This window comes from Staphylococcus kloosii, assembly GCF_032139365.1.
GTDB classification, from domain to species: domain Bacteria; phylum Bacillota; class Bacilli; order Staphylococcales; family Staphylococcaceae; genus Staphylococcus; species Staphylococcus kloosii_A.
In genome coordinates this window covers 1-24,125 of record NZ_JAVTDB010000046.1, presented here as the reverse complement: position 1 = coordinate 24,125, position 24,125 = coordinate 1, and the positions used below count along the sequence as shown (strand labels likewise).

Genomic DNA, 24,125 nt, shown 5'->3' with positions numbered 1-24,125 from the left:
GAGACTCAACAAAAAACTGTGAATGCTGATGCTAGTAAAACTAATCAAACAGCTACACCTAAAGCTGCAACTCAGTTAAAAGTAGCTAATACAAGTACAAACCAAAAAGCACCAACTACATCAAGTAAATCAGTAGCTACAGATCAAAAAGCTACTACTTCAAATGGTGCTACAACGTTTAGAACGGCAGTGGCGGCACCTAAATTACGTAAACTTGTTGCTACTAATACGACGCAAAAAGCTACTGTGAAAAAAGAAGCAGCTACAAAGGCGACTACTAGTTTACCTAAATATACACCTCAAGTTAAATCTTCTATCAATGATTACATTCGTAGTAAAAACTATGCTGTACCAAAATACGAAGAAGATATCGCTAGCTATTTACCAAAATATAATTATCGCAATGGTAAACCTGAAGGTATCGTGATGCACGATACTGCGAATGACAATTCAACTATTCAAGGCGAAGTTAACTACATGAAAAACAACTACAATTCTGCTTTCGTACATGCTTATGTTGATGGAAACAGAGTCATTGAAACTGCCAACACAGACTATTTAGCATGGGGGGCTGGACCAGCAGCTAATGATAGATTTATTCATGTTGAATTAGTGCATACACATACCGCGGATGATTTTGCCCGCTCAATCAATAACTATGCCGACTATGCAGCAACTAACTTACTCTATTATGGTTTAAAACCTGACAGTGCAGAATATGACGGTCAAGGTACAGTGTGGACACATAGAGCAGTAAGTAATTATTTAGGTGGAACTGATCATTCTGATCCACACGCTTACTTACAATCACATGGTTACTCATACGATGAACTTTATGACTTAATCAATGAAAAATATTTAATTAAAACGAGTAAAGTTTCAGCTTGGGGCACGACAAGCTCAGGCAGTACAAAACCTTCTGGAGGTAGCACTGGGACTACTACGCCTACAGGTAAATTAACAGTTTCTAACTTAACTAATACTCAAGGTACTGTTAAATCTGCTAATCACGGCCTATACACTTCAGTCTATGATACGGCTGGTAAAAAGAACGCAACAATTAATGGGAAAACTTATCAATTATCTAAAAAAGCTACGCTGGGTAATAAATCTTTCTACCTTATAACTGACAATAAAACGAACTTAGGCTGGATGCAGACTGGTGATATTACCGTTAAAAAACCTGCCGCTTCTACAAGTAGCAAGTTAACAGTTACTGCCTTGAAAAATACACAAGGTACTGTTAAACCTACCAACCATGGTGTTTACACGACTGTATATGATAAAGCAGGTGTTAAAAATTCCAACATCAATGGGAAAACTTATCAATTATCTAAAAAAGCGACACTGGGTAGTAACGCTTTCTACCTTATAACTGATAGTAAATCTAAAACGAATTTAGGTTGGTTACAAACCGGTGATATTACTATTAAAGCTGCAACTACTGCTAAAACTAAAACTGCAGTTGCACCTAAACCAGCTACAAAAGTAAAAGCTGAAGCAACACCTAAAGCGACAACAAATCAAACACTAAATGTAAGTAAAATTGGCCAAACGAATCCATCAAAACTAGGTATCAAAGCTTCAGTTTATGATAAAGCAGCTAAAGATGGATCAAAATATGCTGGTAAAACATTTAATGTGACTAAACAGCGTAAACAAGGTAATACAACATATGTCTTAATCCAAAACAGTACAAACGGTACACCTATTGGTTGGGTTGATACTAAAAATATCAACACACGTAATCTAAGTAAAACAGCAGCGAAAAAAGGTGAATACGTTGTTAAATCTACTAATAGTGGACTCTATGCAATACCTTGGGGTACTAAATCTCAAATTATCGAACCATCAAAAAATCTAAATAACAAGGCTTTCACGTCTTCAAAATCTGTATTTGTAGATAAAGACGAATATGTATACGGCACTGTTAATAACAAGACTGGTTGGATTGCTTTGAAAGATTTAGGCGTTAAAACAAAAACTGCCGTGGTGAAAAAACCTACTACTAAAACTCAAACTGTAGATTATACTAAAGCTAAAAAGCAAAATTTTGATTATGTCGTATATAATAAAACAGGTTATTTCTATAACTCACCTACTTCTAAGACTGCTGGATCTTTAAACCAATATTATTCTACAATCTTTGCAAGTTATGAAAAACTCGTTATTAATGGCGTAACTTGGTATCATGGCACATTAGAAAATGGTAAAAAAGTTTGGATTAAAGAATCTGACTTACGTAAAGAATTAGTAAAAACTATCAGTACTGGACAACCATTAGACCAAGCCGCTGCTAAACAATATGGTTTACCATTCAAGCCACAAGTGCAACGTGTACCTGGCAAATGGCAAAACGCTACATTAAGTGAAATTAAAAATGCTATGAACACTGCTGTCCTATCTAAAGATAGTACGCAAAAGTATCAGTTCTTACGTTTAGATAAATCTCAAGATCTTAGCACTACAAACTTAAATAAATTACTACAAGGTAAAGGTATTTTAGAAGGCCAAGGTGCGGCATTTAAAGAAGCGGCAAAAACTTATAACATTAACGAAGTCTACCTTATTTCACATGCCCTACTAGAAACTGGTAATGGTACGTCTACGTTAGCTAATGGCGGCGATGTTATAAATAACAAAGTAAATACTAAAGCTTCTACGAAATATTACAATATGTTTGGTATTGGTGCATATGATAGCGATGCAGTAAGACAAGGATTTATTCGTGCTAAACAAGAAGGTTGGAATACTGTTAGAAAGGCAATAATTGGTGGTGCTAAATTTATAGCTAATTCATACATCCATCAAGGCCAAAATACGTTATACAAAATGCGTTGGAATCCTTCTAATCCAGGTACACACCAATATGCTACAGACGTTAACTGGGCTAAACATAATGCAACACGTATTAAAGGGTTCTATGACGCTATGGGTCAAGTTGGTAAATTCTTTGATGTTAACACATATATTTAAATTTAACTAACCTAACATACAAGAGGCTGAGACATTGTAATTATGTCTCAGCCTCAACTTTTAAATTCATAATAAATCTTTGTTTTTTAATTTTAAGTTTATTCAATTTATTTAAAGTTACTGTTTAATTACATTGGTAACTGCCAGCAACTTTCATAAGTAGTATTTTAAATCGTTGTATATCTTCTTCAGTTAAACCATGACACCGTGCTTCAATTAATGCCACTCTACTATTGATTATTTGTTGAATTAATAATCGAGACTTTTCAGTCAAAATGATGTCTTTACATCTTAAGTCTGTTTTATTTTGTACACTCTTCAAGTATCCTAATTTGCATAGCTTTTTTATCCAACGTGAAACGATTGATTGTTCTTTGTTAAGTTTCATCGTTAATTCGTATTGAGATAACTTGGAGTGATTAAAAACTATAGTTAATAGTTCAATTTGTTCAGAAGAGAGTTCGGTATACTGGCCAAATCGTCTACTAACCAAATTTAATTCATTGCTCGTATGTGTTAAAAGTTTTTCTAGTTGTTTATACAAAGTTGATCATCTCCACTAATTTTATATAATTTTATTATAAAATCGTTTGTACTATCTCACAACAATAATGTGACTAATACTCAATTTTGTTGCAATATTAGTAGCTTTTATAATAAATTATAGATATTGAGCATTTTACTAAAGGAGCAGAATCATGACACAAATTAAAGAAAGAGATTACTTTTTTGATAATGCCCGTGCCCTATTGATATTTCTTGTCGTATTTGGACACTTAATGGAACCCTATAGGAGTTCAAGTGGATTTATCACATCATTATATTTAACAATTTATAGTTTCCATATGCCTGGGTTCTTATTTATATCAGGATACTTTGCTAAAAAGGCAGGTCAATCAGGTTACATAGAAAAATTATCGAAGAAATTATTAATTCCATATTTTATTTTCTTCGCATTCTTCTCTGTCTTCTATTATTTTACAGGAAAGGAGAGTAAATTAACTTTTGACCCATTTGATCCAGTATTTGCGTTATGGTTCTTACTTACACTATTCTTCTTCCATATTATATTAGTTATAGTAAAAGACTATAAGCCATATATTATTTTACCTTTAGTAGTGATTGTGTCTTTATTAGCAGGTTTCTCTGATGATATTGGGCAATATTTAAGTTTATCTAGAACAATAACATTTTTCCCTATATTCTATTTAGGTTATTTGTTTAATAAACATAACACCGCTATATTCAGAAATAAAAAGCTTATCCCTATATCCATTATTATCTTTATTGTCTTTTACTTCGGTTATACAGTTCATCCTATTAAATCTGACTGGTTATTCGGAAGAGCGAGCTACATTTCATTAGAGGATAAAGAAGGCGTGTACAGTCCAATTAAACGACTTGTTATTTATTGCGGTATTCTAGCTTTAATGTTTGCATTCTTTAACTTAACACCGAAGCGTAAACATTTCTTCACGTATATTGGCAGAAGAACAATGCAGGTTTATTTATTACATGGTATCTTTATTGGTATTATTAAAGCTTTGGATTTTCATCCATTTAAATCGCCTACTTCTGTACTAACATATATATATTTACTCATAATGGCAGCAGTAATCGTCTACTTATTATCAACACATTTTGTTGCAAAATGGTCGAACCCTGTCATTCATTTAAAACGTCCGGCAGATTATCGGGACTAGTATTTAACCGAATTGTTATCCTTCAATCTATGTTATGCTAGAACTAATTTGAATTGTTCAAATGACCTTCTACAGATTGTTGATAACAATTCGGAATTTTTTATTTTTGAGGTGAAATCATGCAACTATCATTAAACGACCAGTCTAAATTTTTACGCGCACCAAGTATCCGCCAATTTTCCAGTAGAATGAAAGATATTGACGATTGCGTTAATTTGACGATAGGTCAACCAGACTTTACGATGCCACAAGTTGTAAAGGATGCTTATATTAATGCTATTAATGAGGATATAACAAGCTATTCTCATAATAAAGGGTTAAGTGAAACAAGACAGGCAGTAAGTAATTATTTTAAAAGTAAATATGACTTTTTCTATGACGAAGAAGAAATAATTATTACCAATGGCGCAAGTGAAGCTTTAGATACAGCTTTAAGAAGTATATTGAACCCCGGTGATGAGATTATCATTCCTGGGCCTGTATATGCTGGGTATATACCTCTTGTAGAGACTCTCGGTGGCGTGCCAATATATATCGATACAACTGCTAATGATTACAAAGTTACACCTGCTACCATTGAGCAGCACATATCGCCACGTACAAAAGCAATTTTACTAAATTACCCTACCAACCCTACTGGCGTTACATTGAGTTATGATGAAGTAAAAGCAGTTGCCGATACATTAAGTAAACATGAAATTTTTGTGATTAGCGATGAGATATATGCCGAAAATACTTTTAATGGCGAACATACGTCGTTCGCGCAATTCTCTAATTTAAGAGACCAATTGTTACTTATAGGTGGATTAAGTAAGTCCCATTCGGCTACTGGTATTCGTATTGGTTTCTTACTAGGTCCTCTATATTTAATCGAAAAATTAACGTTTATGCATGCATATAATTGCATTTGTGCTAACGTACCAGCTCAAGTAGCTTGTATTGCCGCTTTAAATGAAGGCTTAGAAGCACCTCAATATATGAATGAAGCTTACATCGAACGTAAAAATTACTTGGTGTCAGAGTTGGAAGCACTTGGATTCGAGTTGAATGCAAAACCTGAAGGCGCTTTTTACATTTTCCCTGATATATCAAAATTTACAAACGATGATTTTGATTTCTGCGTTAAACTACTCGAAGAAGCACATTTAGCTATCGTTCCAGGTTCGTCATTTACCGATTATGGCAAAGGACATGTTAGAATCTCATATGCTTATGACCTTGATGTACTTAAAGAAGGTATGCGAAGATTGAAAAAGTTCATGACTACTAACTATAGTTAAACTAACTAATGACCATAGAGGGAGCGAGACAAAAATCTTAGTTTTATAAGAAGGTTTTTGTAGCCTCGCCCGGCAAGGATGACTAGCATTGACAACAGCTTGATACAAGCGTATTTTCAATACAGTCATCTATGTCCAATATAAAAGTAGAGCCTGAAGAATTATGTCCCAGGCTCTACTTTTATATTTTTATTTAGGATCGATGTTAATATCAGCAAATTTTCGCACTATTTGCGTATACTCATACAAATCCTCTTGCGTCATATTAAACTGCATCAATACATCGGTAGAAATTTGGTCAAAATGATTCTTTAATTCTACTCCATCTTTTGTAAGTTGTACCTTAACACGGCGTTCATCTTCTTCTGTACGTTTTCTTTTAATTAAATTTTTCTTTTCTAATCTTTTAATTATTGGACTAATCGTCCCTGAATCTAAATACAATTCATCGCATAAAGTTTTAATATAAACTGGCGTATCCTGTTCTATATATTGTAAAACGATAAAATTTGGAAAGCTAATATCATATTGTTTTAAATATTGATTAAAACGGTTAACTACCTCTTTACTTGAAACATAAAATAAAAAACAAAATTCTTTCTTTATATCTTTATCATAGTCCATAGTCATAAATTCACCTCATTCATTTTAATATAATATGCAATATTTTATATGTCAATTATAATTTCTCAAAACATAAAAATGAATGTATTGAAGTAATAATTATTTTATATTATATAATAGCGCGTTTTCATTTATAAAAAATATCTAAAGCAATTATTTATTTATAATTAATTGTAGCATGATACTTAAATTGTATGTATAATAAAAAGCCTTTGAATAATCAAATATTCAAAGGCTTTTTACATTTAATACTTATGGGAATTTAGGGAACTGATCAAAGTCAGGATCGCGTTTTTCTTTAAATGCGTCACGGCCTTCTTTTGCTTCGTCAGTTGTATAGTATAATAATGTTGCGTCACCAGCCATTTGTTGTAACCCTGCTAAACCATCAGTATCAGCATTCATAGCAGCTTTTAAAAATCTTAATGCAGTTGGTGAATGTTGCATGATTTCTTCACACCATTGTACAGTTTCATCTTCAATATCTGCTAGAGGTACTACTGTATTAACTAAGCCCATATCTAATGCTTCTTGAGCATTGTATTGGCGACATAAATACCAAATTTCACGTGCTTTTTTATGTCCAACTATACGAGCTAAGTAACCTGAACCATAACCTGCATCGAATGAACCAACTTTTGGACCTGTTTGACCGAAAATAGCATTATCAGCAGCAATTGTTAAGTCACATACTACGTTTAATACATTACCGCCTCCGATAGCATATCCTCTAACCATGGCAATAACTGGTTTAGGAATGACACGGATTAGACGTTGTAAATCTAAAACATTTAAACGTGGCACTTGATCAGTTCCTACGTAGCCACCATGGCCACGTTTCTTTTGGTCTCCGCCTGAACAAAATGCTTTGTCACCTTCACCAGTTAAAATGATTACAGAGATACGTTGATCATCTCTTGCACGACTAAATGCATCAATCATCTCTTGCACTGTATCAGGAGTGAAAGCATTACGAACTTCTGGTCTGTTGATTGTTACTTTCGCTATACCATTGTAAAATTCATATTTTATTTCTTTATATTCTCTTATAGTTTCCCACTGTCTAGTCATTTTGCTCCTCCTTAAATAAAAAACCTAATACTATTCTACCAAATTCTTCAGCATCTTCCACATGAACTGTATGTCCAACATTGGAAATCTTACTAACTTCTGAATGCGCTATTTCCCTATTCAAACGATTACTAATTTCACAAAACTTACGATCTAACTCTCCCACAATGATTAACGTAGGCACTTTAATATTATGAATTTCATGCCATAAATTAGGCATATTGCCTGTACCATAATCTCTTAAAGCTTGAGCTAAACGATTAGGATCTTGATTCATGCGCATTGTTCTAATTCGTCGTTGGATACTTTTATCCAAATCATATTGTGTTTGAAATAAAGGTAATTTTTCCCAGTCATTAACAAATACTTCTAAGCCCGCTATATCTAATACCTTCGCTCGAGCTTTATCAACTTGCTGGCGTTCAACGCGATCTCCGTCAGCATCAATACCTGCAGAAGTACTTTCTAATATTAAACCATGCATCATCATTTTACCATTAAGTGCATAATATAATGCAACTCTGCCACCCATTGAATAACCATGTAAATAAATATCATAACTCGAAAATGCTTGTAACGTATCATCTAAATAGTGACTAATAGCATTGAAATTCCATTCTTCATCACGTGTCGTTTCATCATTACCATGTCCAGGTAAGTCTATCGTTAATACATTTACATTATTAAATGATGATAATAAATGATCAAAGCTAGTATGATCACTTATGAAACCATGTAACAATACTAATAATTTATTGCTATCTTTTTGCGCAGGATGAAAATTATAATTTAGCATTAACGATTTCCCCTAACTTGTCGTAAAGCACTGAATGCTGTTCTTTATTAACATCTCTATCTGTAACAATTTCATAAACATGAGCACCAATTTGTGATAGTGCTTCATATTTGAAATCTTCTATGTTGTCGATTTTTTTATAAGTGAAATTATAAAGTAATGCTGCATGTTCAAATTTCAAACCGGTTGGTGTACCAAATAAACGTTCGAAATACGCTTCTGCGCTATTTTTTTGAGGTAAATAAGAAAAAATACCTCCACCATCATTATTTAACAAGATGATATTTAAATTAATATCATTAAGTTTAGACATTAGTAAGCCATTCATGTCATGATAGAAAGCTAAATCACCAATTAATAAAGTGACTTGCTTATGCACTGCCATACCAATTGCTGTTGATACAACGCCATCTATACCATTTGCGCCACGATTCGCATATACTTCTGCTTCACAATCAATATATAAGTTATCGACATCTCTAATTGGCATACTATTACTTACGAACAGCGTATCCTGTGCAGTCAATTTGTCTAATAAATGCGCAACATAAGCCGCTTCGTCATTTGCATTGTACACATAATCTTTGATTTTTACTTTTGCTCTTTTTTCCAATTCTTGCCAATAATGTAACCATTGTAAACGGTCCACTGAAGCAACTTCTGCTAATTGTCTAAAGAAATCATTGGCTGATATTTCATAAGAAATATGTGGTGCAATTGGAAACGCATCAGGTCTATCATTATTTTGTACGAGTATCTGATAAGCTTTGGTACGTTTTAACCATTGATTCAACGCTTTTGATATCACTGGTTTGCCAACTCTAATAATAAAGTCAACTTCATCGTCTAACCCAGCTCTATACAATAAATCGTATGTGGAAATTACGTTAGGGTGTTTGATTTTACGTAGCTGACTCAATGGGTCTGCCAAAATAGGTACGTCATGTATAGTTGAAAAAGTTAAAATTTGATCTACATCTTCATGTTGCACATCACCAACTATAATAAGTCCACGTTTTTTCTTAATAATAGTTGCTATTTCATTGAGTGTTGCCGTTTTTTGATAATGTGGGACTGGCTTAACATCAGAAGTTAACATACTTCGTTCTTCTAAGTCTGGTGTTAACGGCTCTCTAAACGGTAAATTAAAATGAATAGGCCCTCTATGTGGACCGTAAAGATGTTGACTTGCTTTTTGTAATTGAAAAGCAATTGTGTCGGTCATTTTATCTTCATATTCACCACTATCTGCTATTGGAAAATCAAATTGATATTGCACATAATTTTCGAACATTTGTGTTTGATTTATAGCTTGCGGTGCACCAATACCTCTTAGTTCGTGTGGTCTATCGCTAGTTAATACGACTAACGGTAATCTGCTAATCTGACTTTCGGCTATTGCTGGCGTATAATTAGCTGCTGCTGTACCGGAAGTACAGAGCACTGCAACAGGCTTTTCACTACCTTTCATTAAACCCAACGCAAAAAAGGCCGCACTACGCTCATCGGGATGTATCCAAGAAGTAAGTTTAGGATGGGCTTCAATTGCAATCGCTAAAGGCGTTGAACGAGACCCAGGGCTAATAACAACTTCTCTAATTCCGTATGCATATAGTTCAGATGCTAAAGTATAAACTTGTTTTGTTAGCGCTTCTTTATGATTCATCATCTTTATCTACTCCTAAAGCTTTCATCATTGGCGTGAATTTTATTGCTGTTTCTTCAACTTCACTGTCAGGATTTGAATTATTTACGATGCCACACCCAGCATATAATATTGCACTTTGTCCTTTTATCAACATTGAGCGGATAGCTACTACAAATTCACAGTTATCGTACATATCGATATAACCCACAGGTGCACCATATAACCCTCTCGTACCAAATTCATGATCATCTATATATTTTACAGCTGCTTCTTTAGGAAAACCGCCTAAAGCTGGCGTAGGATGTAAATTATCTAATAGACCGATATAAGATTTACTTTTCAAATCACCTTTTATTTCAGTTAACAGATGGTATAAATGATCGTTAGCTAAAATTTTAGGACTATCATTATATTGAATCGTATTAACATATGGGTGAATATCATGTAAGATACTCTTAACTACAAATTGGTGCTCGTTTAAATTTTTAGTGTCATTTAAAAATGCATCGATATTGCGTTGGTCAATTGACTCATCATGTGAACGACTAATCGTACCTGCGATAGCTTTAGTGTAAAGGACTTCTTCTTCCACTTCCATTAATTGTTCAGGTGTTTGAGAAAAGAAAATACTATTGGCAGATTCTAAAACAACTAAATAACTATTTTTCTCGCCTTGCATTGCTTGTTTTAGTATATAAGCTATATTAATAGGTTTATCAAATTCAACTAACCTTTTACGCGCAAGTACAACTTTGCTTTCGTTATTTAATTTAGCAATTGTTTCTTTGACCAAGTCACGCCACTCTTCTTTATATAAGTCTTCAATAGACTCAACGTTCCCCATGTCTAAATCAATTTGTTTAGTTGGTTGAGTCAGATATTCTACAATGGATTTGAAATACTTAATATCGAAATTTTGTCGTTTCTCAGTATAAGTAACATAAGAAATACCGTTACTAATCGTTATTAACACTTCAGGTAAGGTAAAATGATTAAGCCCAAATTCATTCCATTCATCACTTTCTTTATGTGCAGAAAATTGAAAACCTCCACAAATTCTTAAATGATGATAAGTAGAATTAGGATGTATTAATTCAATATCATTCTTATATTGTTCCCATTCTTGAAAAATAGATTGTTTGTTTTGTAAATCGTTTTTCAACTGTTTTATAGTACCATAACCAAAATATGAAGCTGAGTTGTCATTTTTTTTAAAATAAAAACGATCTCCAGCATATGCTTCGGTTAATTGAAATAACATAGTCGGGTCAAGTTCATGGTCTACTTGAGCTTCAACAGAAACCCAATTACGTTCACTTGCGTGTACCGCTACGACAATTTCATCTTCCCTGACATCCACACTCATCTCGTTCACTTCTTTCATATTTCAAATTTCACTCATTATTATATTGTACCATCTTTCACAATCTCTGTACTCAATCTTGCTTAAATTAACGGTTCTTTAAATTAACGTAAGTTGACCTCTGCAAAAACTTCTATTAAAATAACTCTATTAAAGTATATATTTTAGAATACGAGGTAATTTATTTATGGCATCACAATATCAACAATATTCTACTGTCAGAAAATATTGGCTACTTATGAGACCTCACACCCTAACTGCAGCAGTAGTACCTGTATTGGTCGGTACGGCTTCTGCAAAAATCTTTTTATTAGGTAGTGAAGATCATCTTAAACTTAGTCTATTTTTAGCAATGTTAATTGCATGCTTATTAATTCAAGCTGCTACAAACATGTTCAATGAATATTATGACTTCAAAAAAGGTTTAGATGATCATAACTCTGTAGGAATCGGTGGCGCAATTGTGCGTAACGGCATGAGTCCTAGACTCGTTATGAATTTAGCAATAGCATTTTATATTATTGCAGCCTTACTCGGTATTTTCTTAGCAGTACAAAGTTCATTTTGGATATTACCTATTGGTTTAGTTTGCATGGCCATTGGTTATCTTTATACAGGAGGCCCATTACCTATTTCATGGACACCTTTTGGAGAGCTATTTTCAGGTTTCTTTATGGGTATGATTATTATTGTCTTATCATTCTTTATACAAACAGGTAATTTCCAAGCCTATGTTTTTTGGATTAGCTTACCGATTGTTATAACTATCGGCATGATTAACATGGCTAATAACATTCGAGATCGCGTAAACGATAAAGAAAAAGGACGTTTCACGTTACCAATTCTTTTAGGAAAGAACAATTCAGTACGTTTCCTAGGTTTAATGTATATTATTGCTTATGCATTAGTAGTATTTTTAGCATTCTTTAGACCTGGTGGTTCAATATTTTTCCTACTCGCATTGCTGTCGTTCCCAATGCCAATTAAAGCAGTCCGTAGATTTAAAAAACATGACACACCAGCAACAATGATGTCTGCTATGGAAGCTACTGGTAAAACAAATACATTCTTCGGCATACTTTATGCCTTAGGTATTTACATCAGTGCTTTATTAGGTGGCATTTAATAGTTATTCATCGACCTTGCAAAAGGTCGATTTTTTTAATTTATCTGTCCTTTATCCCCTTCATACACCATATGTCTATGATTGTGTCCATATAAATTAATATCACTTTGCGTCTTAAAACCAAATTTATTATAAACATAATAAGCTCTTTCATTATGATAATCACAATTTAAACTCCATTTAGCAGTTGGCTCTTGATCAATCACATATTGCATTAATTTAGTAGCAACCCCTCTGCCTCGGTAATTTGGAAAAGTTGCAATCGTTTCAATATAATATTCATCATCGTTAGATTCTTTCATCGGCATAGGTGTACCTAATGCTTTAATATCTTCGTCAACATCTAAATCCAACCATGCGCGTTCTAATTTCAATTCATCTTTCCCAAGATATGCAATTAAACAACCTGCTACATTACCGTCAATTTCGTACACCCAAATATTAGAAATATTACCTCTGTATTGAATATCGACGATGCTTTTTTGCATTACTGTTAACAATCTTTCGCGTTCAATTTGTTTTACCATATCTATTTCAAGTTCTTCCCATATGATATAACACAATTCTGCAATTGCCTCTTTATCTGATGCTTTTGCTTTTCTAATCATATTATTTCTCCTTTAAATTCATATGCTTTATCATTCATATTATATTATAACATCAAACAAATATTGAAATAATTAACTATCTAAAATTTGAAACTTTCAGTAATATTGAATAATTATTGACCACTGTTTAATTGAAACAGTAAACTGAAGTTAATCATTAGAAAGGATTTTGTTATGAGAGTAAGTAAAGTAACGTATGTATTATTAGCATTTTTGTTAGGTTGGATTGGTGTTCATAAATTTTATGCCAATCAAGTTTTTCAAGGGGTATTACACATCATTTTCTTTTGGACTGGCATACCTTATATTGTCGCGATTATAAGTGGTATCATTACCATCTTCTTTAAAAAAGCCGATAAAGATGGCATGATTGTTTTTTATTAATACAATCTTTTTGTAATTATACGACTTAAAGCTATTAATATGGGGTAAGGATTACTATATAATTGCTATAATTTAGGAGGTAACTTATGCAACAATTTATACAAAGAATTATTCGCGCACTTGCTGTAGGTTATATCGTTAGAGGTATTAGACGATTAGTAAGCAAAAGTAGCAATAGTAGCAAAAATAAAAATGATGACAATAATAAATCTCAATAATAATAAAACGGCTAAACCCATTTTGTAGTTTAGCCGTTTTTCATTTGAATTCTATAAGAACATATCTTATTTAAGAAAGGAAATCACTATTGTTAGGCTTATTTTCAAGATAAATTATTTTCCCATCGCTATCTAGTCTAGCGATATCAATACCTTCTTGTGTATATACGCCCGTTTTATATCTATTGCCACAAATAGCCCATTTAGTAGCGTATGTGCCATCTTCGTTTTGTTCCCAACCATTATACATATGTTTCAACTCTTTATTGGAATCAAAAACTTGTTTAACAAAGTTTTCCCAAGCCTTTTTACCATTAAAAGTACTTCCATTTAAGACAAAAGTAACGTCATCACTAAAAAGTGCATTTAAGTTATTAAAACTTTCTTCACTTTCTTTAGCCTCATCAAACAACTTAAAATAATTATCTAATACACTCATCTGTACACCTTCTTTTATTAATTACTGTTCACTATTATATGGATTTAATAAGATTTTACAAAACTACTGCTTCATAAATAAAAAAGATACCTCATTATAGGTGCCTGTTCATGAACATGGATTAATGATAGATTTTACTGCCTGTAGAAATAAATTCTGTAGATTTTTGTTTCATACCTTCAGCTTTCAATTCCGGACTTTTACGTAAATCATGTGAGATACGCATCGAACAAAATTTTGGACCACACATACTACAAAAATGAGCAACTTTAGCCGCTTCTGTCGGTAATGTTTCATCATGGAATGCTCTAGCCTTATCAGGATCTAACGATAGATTAAACTGGTCATACCAACGAAATTCAAAACGTGCTCTACTAATTTCATCATCTCGTTTTTGAGCATTTTTCATTCCTTTTGCTAAATCAGCGGCATGTGCCGCTATTTTATAAGTGACTACCCCTTCCCTAACATCGTCTTTATTAGGTAAGCCCAAATGCTCTTTTGGCGTTACGTAACATAACATAGCTGTGCCATAGCTTGCGATTTGTGCTGCTCCTATTGCTGAAGTTATATGATCATAGGCAGGTGCAATATCAGTCGTTAACGGCCCTAAAGTATAAAAAGGGGCTTCTTGACAATAATAGTCTTCCAACTCTTGGTTCTCTCTAATTTTATGCATAGGCACATGTCCAGGACCTTCGACCATAACTTGTACATCATAGTCCCAAGCAATCGACGTCAGTTCTCCTAAAGTTTTCAGTTCCAAAATCTGACTTTCATCATTTGCATCATATAGTGAACCTGGACGTAATCCATCACCAAGAGAGATGGCAATATCATATTCTTTTAAGATTTCACATATATCTGTGAAATGGGTATATAAAAAGCTTTCTTCATGGTGAGCTAAACACCATTGAGCCATTATAGACCCACCTCTTGATACTATACCTGTTAAACGTTCAACTGTTGTTGGTACATATCTTAATAACACGCCAGCATGTATCGTGAAGTAATCGACGCCTTGTTCAGCTTGTTCAATCAATGTATCTCTATAAACTTCCCACGTAAGATCTTCGGCTTTACCATCTACCTTTTCTAATGCTTGATATATTGGAACTGTGCCAACTGGAACAGGTGAATTACGTAATAAATATTCTCGTGTTGCATGAATATTTTTACCCGTAGACAAATCCATAATCGTATCTGCACCCCAATGGATAGCCCACACTAACTTTTCTACTTCTGCCTCTATTGATGAACTAACTGCAGAATTACCAATATTAGCATTGATTTTCACTTGGAAATTTTTACCAATAATCATCGGTTCGGATTCTGGATGATTCACATTGCTAGGAATAATTGCACGTCCTCTCGCTATTTCTGAGCGTACATACTCAGCTGACACATCTTCTCTAGCTGCGATGAATTTCATTTCTTTCGTAATAATACCTTGCTTAGCATAATGCATTTGCGTCACATTTTTACCTCGTTGTGCTTTTCGAGGTTTATATTGGAAAGGTGTTTCGACAAATTTTTTATGATTTTCTTTTTTAAAACCATTATCTAAAGCAACCACTTTGCGCCCTTCATAAGCATAGGTATCCTCGCGTTCTACAATCCATTTATCTCGCAACTTTGGTATTCCTTTTTCTACGTTAACTTCATATTTTTCGTCGTGATAAGGTCCAGCTGTGTCATAAACAATCATTGGCTTATTAGGCGTAGTTCCACTTTCTGTAACGGTAGAATCTAATTTAATAGACCTAAACGGAACTAGAATGTCCGGTTCATCACCACTAATCCAAACACGTGTACTTGCTGGAAATTGCTTTTTCAATTCAATCTTATTTTGTTGCATAAAAAAACTCCTTAGCATAATTTATTTTGCTAGGAGACCTGATTAGAAATCGTATATATAACGAAGTCAACGAACAGTAACAAACAAATATTTAATACTGTGTCGTTCTGCTTCCCTACGCTGGTATTAACCAGATCAGGTTCAAAGGGTTGAGACCTTCATCTCTTTCAGCTCTGTTAAAGCACCCCTAGCAATTGTTATTAAATTCTTTTTTAAAACTAACATTAATTTCATTTTATTACAAACTTATTTATAAAAAAATAAATTTCGAATCTGTAAAGATTAATTTTTTTTAGAATGAATTTACGCTCCAACCGTTATCTTACAACGTGTTAAAGAATGAGTTAACTCGCTAAATAATTTTCACTAGTAATAGCAAGTTTCAATGAATCGAGAAATTGCTCATCGTATATTAATATTACCTAATCTTAATTTTTGGTGACATTAAAATTATAAAAAAACCGTTAAGTCGACATAAATCTAACGTCAACTTAACGGTTTTTTAACTAACGGAAACGGAGGGATTTTATAATTGTTTTAACAACAGTGTTTTAAGGCTTATATTGACGTGAAATTCCCACCTATTAATTTAGGTGGGTTATTTATAGTTACTTATATTTTTATTTGTCAATTTTTCTATTAATTATATTTATTAAAACTAATATAACAAAAACAGTAATCCCTATATAAATAGGTGTCATTGACTCATTGTCTGTGAAATAAGTTATCAATCCACAAAGTATGGCTGTTATGACAGCCCCAATTATTACTACGATTACTTTATTCATATAATTATTACCTACCTTTATTGCTTAGTTATAGAAATGACAGTGCCATCTACTTTTCCATGAATTATAATTCCATTTTTAGGTACAGCTTTTCCCGAGTAAGAAGAGATAATTGTAGATACAAAAGTTCCCAATGAAGCACCACCTAAACCACCTAAACCACTGAGAAGTACGATTCCTGCTGAAATTCCACCATTTGCAATAGTCGTAGTTAGTTTATGAGACATATATAAGTTTACTTTACCATTTTTACCGTACGTAGCTTTAGTCACACCACCAGCTTCAGTAACTATTTTATTTCCACTTGAATATTTTTGATCAATTTCAGCATCAGATATGTATGTTACTAGTTCTCCATTTTCAACAGTAACATGCTTAGCACCTTGAATATTTTGGTTAATTTGATTAACATTAGTTTGTATATTTTCTACTTCTTTAGGAGAGTCGTTAGTTTCATTTTTAAAAGCTTGCTCATCAAAATGATACGTTTTATTTTTAGCATCAGCTGTTATGTATTTACTTGCTTGATTTGGGATAGTATTTACAGTACCTCCTTTGCCATTTACTTGAGCACCATCTGCTAAAGGAGATAGTGCAATTGAGAGTGCTAAACTTGCTGTACAAACTGTACCTATTATTTTAATTTTTTTCATAATTAAATTCCTTTCTATAAATTTTTCCAACAAAAATATTATCATATTATATAATATTCCTCTTTGCTTATTTCCCAACTGTTTCATTTTAGTTCAAAACTGTTTTTTAAATTATTAACTGTGCGTTTTGCAATAAAACCAAAAAAACAGGGCAGATACCGAAGTACCTCCCCTACAATTTATGACGTTTTTATATTGCATTATATTTATTTCCATTTTACAGTGCCGTACATTGCATTCTCTTAGACACACATTGTTCTTACCTACTTCATAACGGCGTATCAATTTACTATATATATCCAAAAGAATAGGTCACAAGAATATTAAAACTACTATGAACGTTTATTCACACTTGTTAGACGAAACAAGGTAGAAAACGATAAAGCAATTGCAACTATAATTGAAATGAAAGGCTAACGCCAACACGTCAGCGTAATTTAAACTTTCCTTGCCAATATTGCCATAACGTTCGCATAAAAATTAATTTGCAGTACTTAACTAAACTTAACAGGATATAATAAAAAACCGTTAAATCGACGTATAACTAACGTCAACTTAACGGTTTTTTTACTAACGGAAACGGAGGGATTCGAACCCTCGCGCCGCTCTCGCGACCTACACCCTTAGCAGGGGCGCCTCTTCAGCCAACTTGAGTACGTTTCCAATGGCTCCACAGGTAGGACTCGAACCTACGACCGATCGGTTAACAGCCGATAGCTCTACCACTGAGCTACTGTGGATTAATAATACTTCTTATCAAGCACAAATATTATTATATCAATTACAGACAATTTTTCAAGTAGAAATATCAAAAAAATATGCGGAACATTTACACTAATTTAATATATTATTCCGCATATTCCATTTTTACATGAGAAATTAATATACTATTTATGTTCGAACAAAGAATATTTTGCTAAAGCTTCATAAATATTTAATTGAGGTTTAGTATAATCTATCGGTGCATCTGGATCAAATGTAGTTATCCTTGCTTCTCTATCCATCATATAATAATAATAAATCGCGTTTAAATATTGATGTCTCATGCTATGTGCAGAAATTTCAATCGTTATAAATTGGTTATCAACGAAGGTTACTTTACTCTTTCTATCTTTTAGTGCCTTAATATTTTGTACATAATGAATATTAATCCAAGTATTTTCGTCTTTTCTATCAGAATGTGTTGGAAAAAAATATGTGGGAAATAACGGGGTGAATAATATTGGGGGTTTACTAATAATGCCTGTAATTCGAATGGTGTCTTCTTTCTTAAAATGGTAACTACTACCGTAAAATCGACACGAACGTTCAATTATTTTATGTGCTCTTTCTTTAAGTTCTTCTGTTGGTTGCTTATATTTTAGTATTCTTGTGCCACCATATTTTCTTTCTTTTGTATCAAACGGTTGAACTACCATGTCTCCTTTCTTTATAACATATTTATTAATTATCTCAATCGCCTCCTTCAATTTTATTGACTATATCGTATATCAACAAAATTATAAAATCAATAAATTATTAAATTATTTTTTCTTTTTTATCATTTTTTATATAAATGAGCAAGAAATTTTCCAGTAAATAATAAATTTAAGTATACTTTTACACCTTTTTCTCTTAAAATGTCAGAATATTCATTGATTTCAAAATTTAATAATTGTATAATTAACTTAAATATATAGAAGGGGTGTGTTGGAGATGAAACATAATACAAATGTAAAATACAATACATTAGAATCATTTGTTTCTACAATTAATGACTTAGGTATCGAACTTATCATAGATGAATCTTTAAGAAATGTTCGAAAAGAGCAATTAGAAACATTAATCGACAAAGCGCTTCAGAATAAAAACGAACAAGACTTCAAACGCTACACAGAAGAATATAAACATCTGGAGGAATTTCTCGTTGGTTAAGTTAAATAGCGTATCATTATTATAAAAGTCTATTCCCTACTACATTTAATAGTAAGTGAATAGACTTTTTATTTTTGCTTATGACATAAGTCTGATTAATTCATAACGGTCAATATCTCCAAAATAATGTCGGATATCATATTGTGATAATGCTTCTTCTATGCTATCAAAATCATGCAATGTACCTTCTAAGGCATGTTCCAACTCTGTAATATCTCCTTCACCGAAGAAATCTCCAAATATTTTTGCATGTTCTATACGCCCTTTTTTCACGTCGAATTTTAGTTGCACGAATCCTTTGTCAAATTTTTCTTCTCTAACAAAGTTATACTTAGGATTTTTACCATAATTCCATTCCCATGTACGGTATTTTTCATTACTTAATTGTTCAATGTTTTTCCAATCCAGATCAGTTAATTTATATTCTTCTACGTGATCTGCTTCACCAAAAATAGTTTTTAGAATCACTTTTTTAAATGTATCAATATCAATTGGTTCATCTAAAAATTCAACAATATTTGCGACGCGACTGCGCACTGATTTAATTCCTTTGGATTTTATCTTAGCTGGATTAACACGGAGTGCATTTTGAATCTCATTTAAATCACTGTTTAATATCAAAGTACCATGACTAAACATTCGTGACTTCACTTTAACCATGGCATTACCAGATATTTTTGCCTGACCAACTTGAATATCGTTTCGTCCACTCATCTCTGCATCTACACCCAATGATTTTAATGCTTCTACAATGGGTTCTGTAAATTTTTTAAAATTATGGAAACTATTACCATCGTCGTCAGTAATAAAACTAAAATTCAGATTGCCAGTATCATGATATACGGCCCCACCACCTGAAATGCGTCTAACTACGTCGATATTATGCTTTTCTACATATTCTTGATTTACTTCTTCAATAGTATTCTGGTTTTTACCGATTATAATAGATGGTCTGTTAACGTAAAAAAGAAAATAACTATCATCATTCGGCATATTTTTTAAAACATATTCCTCCATCGCCAAATTGATAGTAGGATCTGTAATATTATTGTTGCTGACAAATTTCATTTTTTTCACTCCTTGACCTCTTAAGTGCCCTTATCTTATTTATGCAATATTTTTATTAAAAATGCCAATTATTTACTCGCAAAATGAATATTTCTTTTTAGAGTTAATTTATTTCACACGTCTTAATAGTTATTTGTTTATTTGTAATCAAATTTTTAGTACAATATATGCTAGTAAACATTTCTAGGGAGGATTTTACATGACTGTCGCTGAAGTAGGTAATATTGTAGAATTTTATGATGGCTTAAAAGGCAGAGTTGAAAAAATAAATGATAATTCGGTCATCGTTGACTTAACTATCATGGAAAATTTCGCTCAGTTAGATTTACCTGAAAAAACTGTTATTAATCATAAACGATATAAAATTGTTGACCAAGAAGGATAAAGAATATGAAAAGAATTTCAAATGCATTGTTATGGTATATTATTAGCTTCATTGTATTTCATATCATTTTATACATCATGTGGGGAGAAAAACAAGAATACTGGAACTTATACACAGGTATTATGTTAATCGCAGGCGTGAGTTATGTTTTCTATCAAAGAGACATTAACTCTAAACGCCTTTTGTCTTCTATTGGTGTAGGTATTTTAAGTGGTATTGTGCTTATAGTTGTCCAGCTTATATTGGCGGCTATTACTTATGATTTAACTTATGCACAATTAGTTAAACAATTAGCACACGCTGGTGTTTTTTATAAATGGCAAATGCTTATTACATTAATTTTTGTAATACCATGCCACGAATTATATATGCGTACAGTATTACAAAAAGAACTAATCAATTTGAAACTACCGAATTGGCTTAGTATCATCATAACTGCACTTTGTTCTGCGTCACTTTTTTATTACTTGGATAACCTATGGATAGTATTATTTATTTTCATTGTTCAACTTATATTATCTATCAGTTATTTATATACACGCAGAATTGCTACAACTATCATTGCACAAATTGTAGCGGTTGTTATCTTATTAATCTTTAATGGATAATACATATCTTGCGATATAAAAAAGCGTCTCAATTATTTACTAATTGAGACGCTTTTTATAATCGACTATTAAGTTAAATTACTTATAAATGTACTACCTAAGACGTCGCGTACATCATGTATAACTAAAAATGCCTTCTCATCTTCTTGATTTACTAAATTTTTAATTTTAGTTACTTGAGATTGCGGAACAACAACATAAAGCATTCCTGAAGCGTTTTTAGAATAACCACCTTTACTTGGCAAAATCGTAGATCCTCTACCAGTAAAAGCATTAATCTTGTCTGCAATAACTTCGTTTTTCTCAGATATAATCGTAACGGCCTTCTTAGGATTAAAACCTTCTATAATAAATGAAGTTGCTCTTTCTGTTACGAACAGCATTATAATTGTAAATAATACATTTTTTAATGGTAAAACCATCAGAAAAGATAATACGATTAAGCTATCTAGTATAAAAATAGATTTAGCTGTTTTAAAACCAAAATATTTATTTAATATTCTAGCTACTACAGCAGGGCCGCCTACTGTGCTGCCAGTAGATAACACAAATCCAACACTAGCTCCTATAATTGCCCCACCAAATAGTGCGTTAATTACAAAATCATCAATACTTAGATACATATGTTTAGTTAATGCTAAAAATAATGACAACGAAGAATTTGAAATAACTGTATAAATTGCTACAGTTTTACTTAAATATTTCCACCCTATAATGATTAGGATGACATTAATGATAAATGATGTTAATGCTGGAGAAAATCCAAGTGAATACTTTAAAGCTAAAGATATCCCTACAGTTCCTCCATCACCTAAATTTGAACCTAATAAAAAGCAGTTAACGCCAACAGCATTTACAAAGGTACCTATTAAACAAATAATAATGTTTTTATAGTGATCCAAGAATAAAGATTTCATAGTCATTCCTCCCTGCATTTAATCAAATTGCACATTATAAAAAAACACCTCATAGTGAGGTGTTTTTAATTTCTCCAGTAATAAAAATGATAAGCACATATTTATTACTTAAAAAAGCCTTTTTACTTTAACTCATTTTACTATTGTTCTTCTCTCCACCATAGCGATTTTTTAGGGTTTTCAATAGCTATGTTATATTCTTTTTGGTTCTCTACGTTTGGATAAGACCCTTTTAATGATTTATTAGCTGTATCAGTGAACAACGTTAAAACAACGATGATTCCTACAATGCTAATAATCATAAGATAAAATGCAGGCGCTAAATTGTTTCCAGTAATATGCACTAACCAAGAGGCAACTAATGGCGTTGTCCCACCAAATATTGAAATAGCAATATTAAACGTCCAGGCAATTGTACGATAACGAACGTTCGTATGGAACAAGGCAGGTAATGTACCAGGCATTGTTCCTTCATATACTGATAGTACAATACCAATTAATAGTAAACCTATAAATAAAGCAATCATATTGCCTACATTTAATAATGAAAAAGCAACTGTGGAAATGACTATACCTATAATTAGTCCAAACGAAATGACTTTTTTATTACCAAATTTGTCAGCTAATTTACCAAAGCTTAACGCCAATGGAATCATAATTAGTAAAACAATAGCGGTAATAGGTGTACTAATTCTATCGGAAACACCAACATTTTCATCTAAATATGAAGGCATATAACCTAACAACATATAATTTGTAATATTAAAGAATGCTACAAATACTACACATATTAAGATATCTTTTTTGTATAACACTAAAATATCTCTTACTCTTGGTTTTTCTTCTTGATGTGTTGCTACATCGTGTTCAAAAATTGGCGACTCGTCGAGGTTATAACGAAGATATAAACCAAACAAACCGATTGGCACACTTAGGAAGAATGGTATTCTCCAACCCCAACTATTCATTTGTGCATCACTTAAAGTCCAAAATAATATAGTAATTAACACAGATGCCACTATGTAACCAGCAATAGTACCAATCTCAAGACCTGTTCCCATACGTAATCGTTTATTATCAGGTGTCGATTCAGCTATGTACACCATAGATCCTGAGTATTCTCCCCCTAATGAAAATCCTTGTAAAACACGTGCAAGCAACAATAGTAACGGCGCATAGACACCTATTTGGTCATATGTAGGTAATAAACCAATAAGCAACGTAGAAATAGCCATCATTACAATTGTTAATGTTAAAACTATTTTCCGTCCGTATTTGTCACCGATTCTCCCAAAGAATATACCACCTATAGGTCTAAGTAAAAATGATATTGCAAAAGTTGCGAACGTGAATACTAATTTAAGTTCATTATTATCTACAGGACTAAAGAAGTTTTTACTTATAATAACTGCTAAATAAGAATACAATGCAAAATCAAAAAATTCCATTGCATTTCCAATTCCAGAGGCAACAACACTTTTTTTAGAATTTTTAATATCTACAAAATTTATTTTATTTTTATTAAATTGCAAATTAAATTACCTCCTTTTTAAATACAATAAAGGAGTTTACAGATTAAATTAAAAAGCGTCAATAGCGCTATTTAACCACACATATATAATGAAAGCGAATTCAAATCATATTTCATAGTATTTAAGAAGGACTTTAAATTTTTTTGAAAAATATTTCTGAACATAG

At 32.4% G+C, this 24,125-nt stretch carries 23 protein-coding genes, 2 tRNA genes, 1 pseudogene and 1 riboswitch; of the genes and pseudogenes, 10 read left to right on the top strand and 16 right to left on the bottom strand.

Annotation, left to right across the window (positions count from 1 at the left end):
• A partial coding sequence (locus RPL90_RS05785) for a glucosaminidase domain-containing protein (protein WP_313546632.1) occupies window positions 1-2,976 on the top strand: 2,976 nt, incomplete at its 5' end.
• A 124-nt stretch (window positions 2,977-3,100) separates the two neighbouring features.
• On the opposite strand, the gene RPL90_RS05780 is transcribed toward RPL90_RS05785, so the two are convergent.
• A complete protein-coding gene (locus RPL90_RS05780; RefSeq protein WP_313546629.1) occupies window positions 3,101-3,520 on the bottom strand; it encodes a MarR family transcriptional regulator in 420 nt (139 codons plus the stop codon).
• Window positions 3,521-3,674: 154 nt separating this feature from the next.
• Here RPL90_RS05780 and RPL90_RS05775 point away from each other — a divergent pair, with 154 nt between their 5' ends.
• A complete protein-coding gene (locus tag RPL90_RS05775) occupies window positions 3,675-4,679 on the top strand; it encodes an acyltransferase family protein (protein ID WP_313546626.1) in 1,005 nt (334 codons plus the stop codon).
• Window positions 4,680-4,798: 119 nt separating this feature from the next.
• Window positions 4,799-5,959, top strand: coding sequence for an aminotransferase class I/II-fold pyridoxal phosphate-dependent enzyme (locus tag RPL90_RS05770; RefSeq protein WP_313546623.1), 1,161 nt, complete (start codon window positions 4,799-4,801; stop codon window positions 5,957-5,959).
• Window positions 5,960-6,148: 189 nt separating this feature from the next.
• Here RPL90_RS05770 and RPL90_RS05765 read toward each other — a convergent pair whose 3' ends face one another.
• The 5 genes from RPL90_RS05765 to RPL90_RS05745 form a co-directional block, all read right to left on the bottom strand.
• The gene (locus RPL90_RS05765) at window positions 6,149-6,589 is read right to left on the bottom strand and encodes a MarR family winged helix-turn-helix transcriptional regulator (RefSeq protein WP_313546620.1); all 441 of its coding nucleotides are present in this window, start codon (window positions 6,587-6,589) and stop codon (window positions 6,149-6,151) included.
• A 246-nt stretch (window positions 6,590-6,835) separates the two neighbouring features.
• Window positions 6,836-7,654: a 1,4-dihydroxy-2-naphthoyl-CoA synthase gene (gene menB / locus RPL90_RS05760; protein WP_061855012.1), complete on the bottom strand. Its 819-nt coding sequence runs from the start codon at window positions 7,652-7,654 to the stop codon at window positions 6,836-6,838.
• Complete coding sequence (menH, locus tag RPL90_RS05755) at window positions 7,647-8,450, bottom strand: 2-succinyl-6-hydroxy-2,4-cyclohexadiene-1-carboxylate synthase (protein WP_313546616.1); 804 nt, start codon at window positions 8,448-8,450, stop codon at window positions 7,647-7,649. Before menH ends, menB begins: the two co-directional genes overlap by 8 nt.
• Window positions 8,437-10,119: a 2-succinyl-5-enolpyruvyl-6-hydroxy-3-cyclohexene-1-carboxylic-acid synthase gene (menD, locus tag RPL90_RS05750; RefSeq protein ID WP_313546612.1), complete on the bottom strand. Its 1,683-nt coding sequence runs from the start codon at window positions 10,117-10,119 to the stop codon at window positions 8,437-8,439. Before menD ends, menH begins: the two co-directional genes overlap by 14 nt.
• A complete protein-coding gene (locus RPL90_RS05745; protein ID WP_313546638.1) occupies window positions 10,106-11,464 on the bottom strand; it encodes an isochorismate synthase in 1,359 nt (452 codons plus the stop codon). The genes menD and RPL90_RS05745 overlap by 14 nt, the downstream gene beginning before the upstream one ends.
• Before the next feature lie 184 nt (window positions 11,465-11,648).
• On the opposite strand from RPL90_RS05745, the gene RPL90_RS05740 reads away from it, so the two are divergent.
• Window positions 11,649-12,587, top strand: a complete 939-nt coding sequence (locus RPL90_RS05740) for a 1,4-dihydroxy-2-naphthoate polyprenyltransferase (protein ID WP_061855016.1) — start codon at window positions 11,649-11,651, stop codon at window positions 12,585-12,587.
• 35 nt (window positions 12,588-12,622) lie between these two features.
• Here the strand turns inward: RPL90_RS05740 and RPL90_RS05735 are convergent, their stop codons facing one another.
• Window positions 12,623-13,195 carry a GNAT family N-acetyltransferase gene (locus RPL90_RS05735; RefSeq protein ID WP_313546607.1) on the bottom strand — a complete coding sequence of 191 codons (573 nt, stop codon included), beginning with the start codon at window positions 13,193-13,195 and terminating at the stop codon, window positions 12,623-12,625.
• 174 nt (window positions 13,196-13,369) lie between these two features.
• Between RPL90_RS05735 and RPL90_RS05730 the strand changes: the two genes are divergently transcribed.
• Together RPL90_RS05730 and RPL90_RS05725 are read left to right on the top strand one after the other, a co-directional pair.
• The gene (locus RPL90_RS05730; protein ID WP_313546604.1) at window positions 13,370-13,579 is read left to right on the top strand and encodes a TM2 domain-containing protein; all 210 of its coding nucleotides are present in this window, start codon (window positions 13,370-13,372) and stop codon (window positions 13,577-13,579) included.
• Window positions 13,580-13,665: 86 nt separating this feature from the next.
• Window positions 13,666-13,797 carry a hypothetical protein gene (locus RPL90_RS05725; RefSeq protein WP_313546601.1) on the top strand — a complete coding sequence of 44 codons (132 nt, stop codon included), beginning with the start codon at window positions 13,666-13,668 and terminating at the stop codon, window positions 13,795-13,797.
• 70 nt (window positions 13,798-13,867) lie between these two features.
• Here the strand turns inward: RPL90_RS05725 and RPL90_RS05720 are convergent, their stop codons facing one another.
• The 3 genes from RPL90_RS05720 to RPL90_RS05710 all read right to left on the bottom strand — a co-directional run bounded on the left by RPL90_RS05720 (window position 13,868) and on the right by RPL90_RS05710 (window position 17,535).
• Window positions 13,868-14,236 carry a nuclear transport factor 2 family protein gene (locus tag RPL90_RS05720; RefSeq protein WP_313546598.1) on the bottom strand — a complete coding sequence of 123 codons (369 nt, stop codon included), beginning with the start codon at window positions 14,234-14,236 and terminating at the stop codon, window positions 13,868-13,870.
• A gap of 121 nt (window positions 14,237-14,357) precedes the next feature.
• Window positions 14,358-16,094, bottom strand: coding sequence for a phosphomethylpyrimidine synthase ThiC (gene thiC, locus RPL90_RS05715; RefSeq protein ID WP_313546595.1), 1,737 nt, complete (start codon window positions 16,092-16,094; stop codon window positions 14,358-14,360).
• Window positions 16,095-16,189: 95 nt separating this feature from the next.
• A riboswitch (TPP riboswitch) is annotated at window positions 16,190-16,293 on the bottom strand.
• Between the two features lie 606 nt (window positions 16,294-16,899).
• Window positions 16,900-17,535 carry a hypothetical protein gene (locus RPL90_RS05710; protein ID WP_313546592.1) on the bottom strand — a complete coding sequence of 212 codons (636 nt, stop codon included), beginning with the start codon at window positions 17,533-17,535 and terminating at the stop codon, window positions 16,900-16,902.
• Between the two features lie 239 nt (window positions 17,536-17,774).
• On the opposite strand from RPL90_RS05710, the pseudogene RPL90_RS05705 reads away from it, so the two are divergent.
• Window positions 17,775-17,908 (top strand): annotated as a pseudogene (locus tag RPL90_RS05705) (tyrosine-type recombinase/integrase); the annotation flags it as partial.
• Between the two features lie 201 nt (window positions 17,909-18,109).
• Here the strand turns inward: RPL90_RS05705 and RPL90_RS05700 are convergent.
• The 3 genes from RPL90_RS05700 to RPL90_RS05690 form a co-directional block, all read right to left on the bottom strand.
• Window positions 18,110-18,198: transfer RNA gene (locus RPL90_RS05700), tRNA-Ser, on the bottom strand.
• 2 nt (window positions 18,199-18,200) lie between these two features.
• Window positions 18,201-18,275, bottom strand: a tRNA-Asn gene (locus tag RPL90_RS05695).
• A 147-nt stretch (window positions 18,276-18,422) separates the two neighbouring features.
• Window positions 18,423-18,986 carry a competence protein ComK gene (locus tag RPL90_RS05690; protein ID WP_398573855.1) on the bottom strand — a complete coding sequence of 188 codons (564 nt, stop codon included), beginning with the start codon at window positions 18,984-18,986 and terminating at the stop codon, window positions 18,423-18,425.
• A gap of 244 nt (window positions 18,987-19,230) precedes the next feature.
• Between RPL90_RS05690 and RPL90_RS05685 the strand changes: the two genes are divergently transcribed.
• Window positions 19,231-19,449 carry an IDEAL domain-containing protein gene (locus tag RPL90_RS05685; RefSeq protein WP_048792741.1) on the top strand — a complete coding sequence of 73 codons (219 nt, stop codon included), beginning with the start codon at window positions 19,231-19,233 and terminating at the stop codon, window positions 19,447-19,449.
• Between the two features lie 78 nt (window positions 19,450-19,527).
• Here RPL90_RS05685 and RPL90_RS05680 read toward each other — a convergent pair whose 3' ends face one another.
• Entirely contained in the window at window positions 19,528-20,517 is a 990-nt protein-coding gene (locus RPL90_RS05680; RefSeq protein ID WP_313546587.1) for a lipoate--protein ligase, read from the bottom strand.
• Between the two features lie 199 nt (window positions 20,518-20,716).
• On the opposite strand from RPL90_RS05680, the gene RPL90_RS05675 reads away from it, so the two are divergent.
• Together RPL90_RS05675 and RPL90_RS05670 are read left to right on the top strand one after the other, a co-directional pair.
• Entirely contained in the window at window positions 20,717-20,902 is a 186-nt protein-coding gene (locus RPL90_RS05675) for a YkvS family protein (protein WP_048792739.1), read from the top strand.
• A gap of 5 nt (window positions 20,903-20,907) precedes the next feature.
• On the top strand, window positions 20,908-21,510 hold the full coding sequence (locus tag RPL90_RS05670; RefSeq protein WP_313546583.1) for a CPBP family glutamic-type intramembrane protease: 603 nt from the start codon (window positions 20,908-20,910) through the stop codon (window positions 21,508-21,510).
• A gap of 68 nt (window positions 21,511-21,578) precedes the next feature.
• Here RPL90_RS05670 and RPL90_RS05665 read toward each other — a convergent pair whose 3' ends face one another.
• Window positions 21,579-22,427 carry a YitT family protein gene (locus tag RPL90_RS05665; protein ID WP_313546581.1) on the bottom strand — a complete coding sequence of 283 codons (849 nt, stop codon included), beginning with the start codon at window positions 22,425-22,427 and terminating at the stop codon, window positions 21,579-21,581.
• 140 nt (window positions 22,428-22,567) lie between these two features.
• Window positions 22,568-23,959: an MFS transporter gene (locus RPL90_RS05660; RefSeq protein ID WP_313546578.1), complete on the bottom strand. Its 1,392-nt coding sequence runs from the start codon at window positions 23,957-23,959 to the stop codon at window positions 22,568-22,570.
• Window positions 23,960-24,125: the final 166 nt, after the last annotated feature.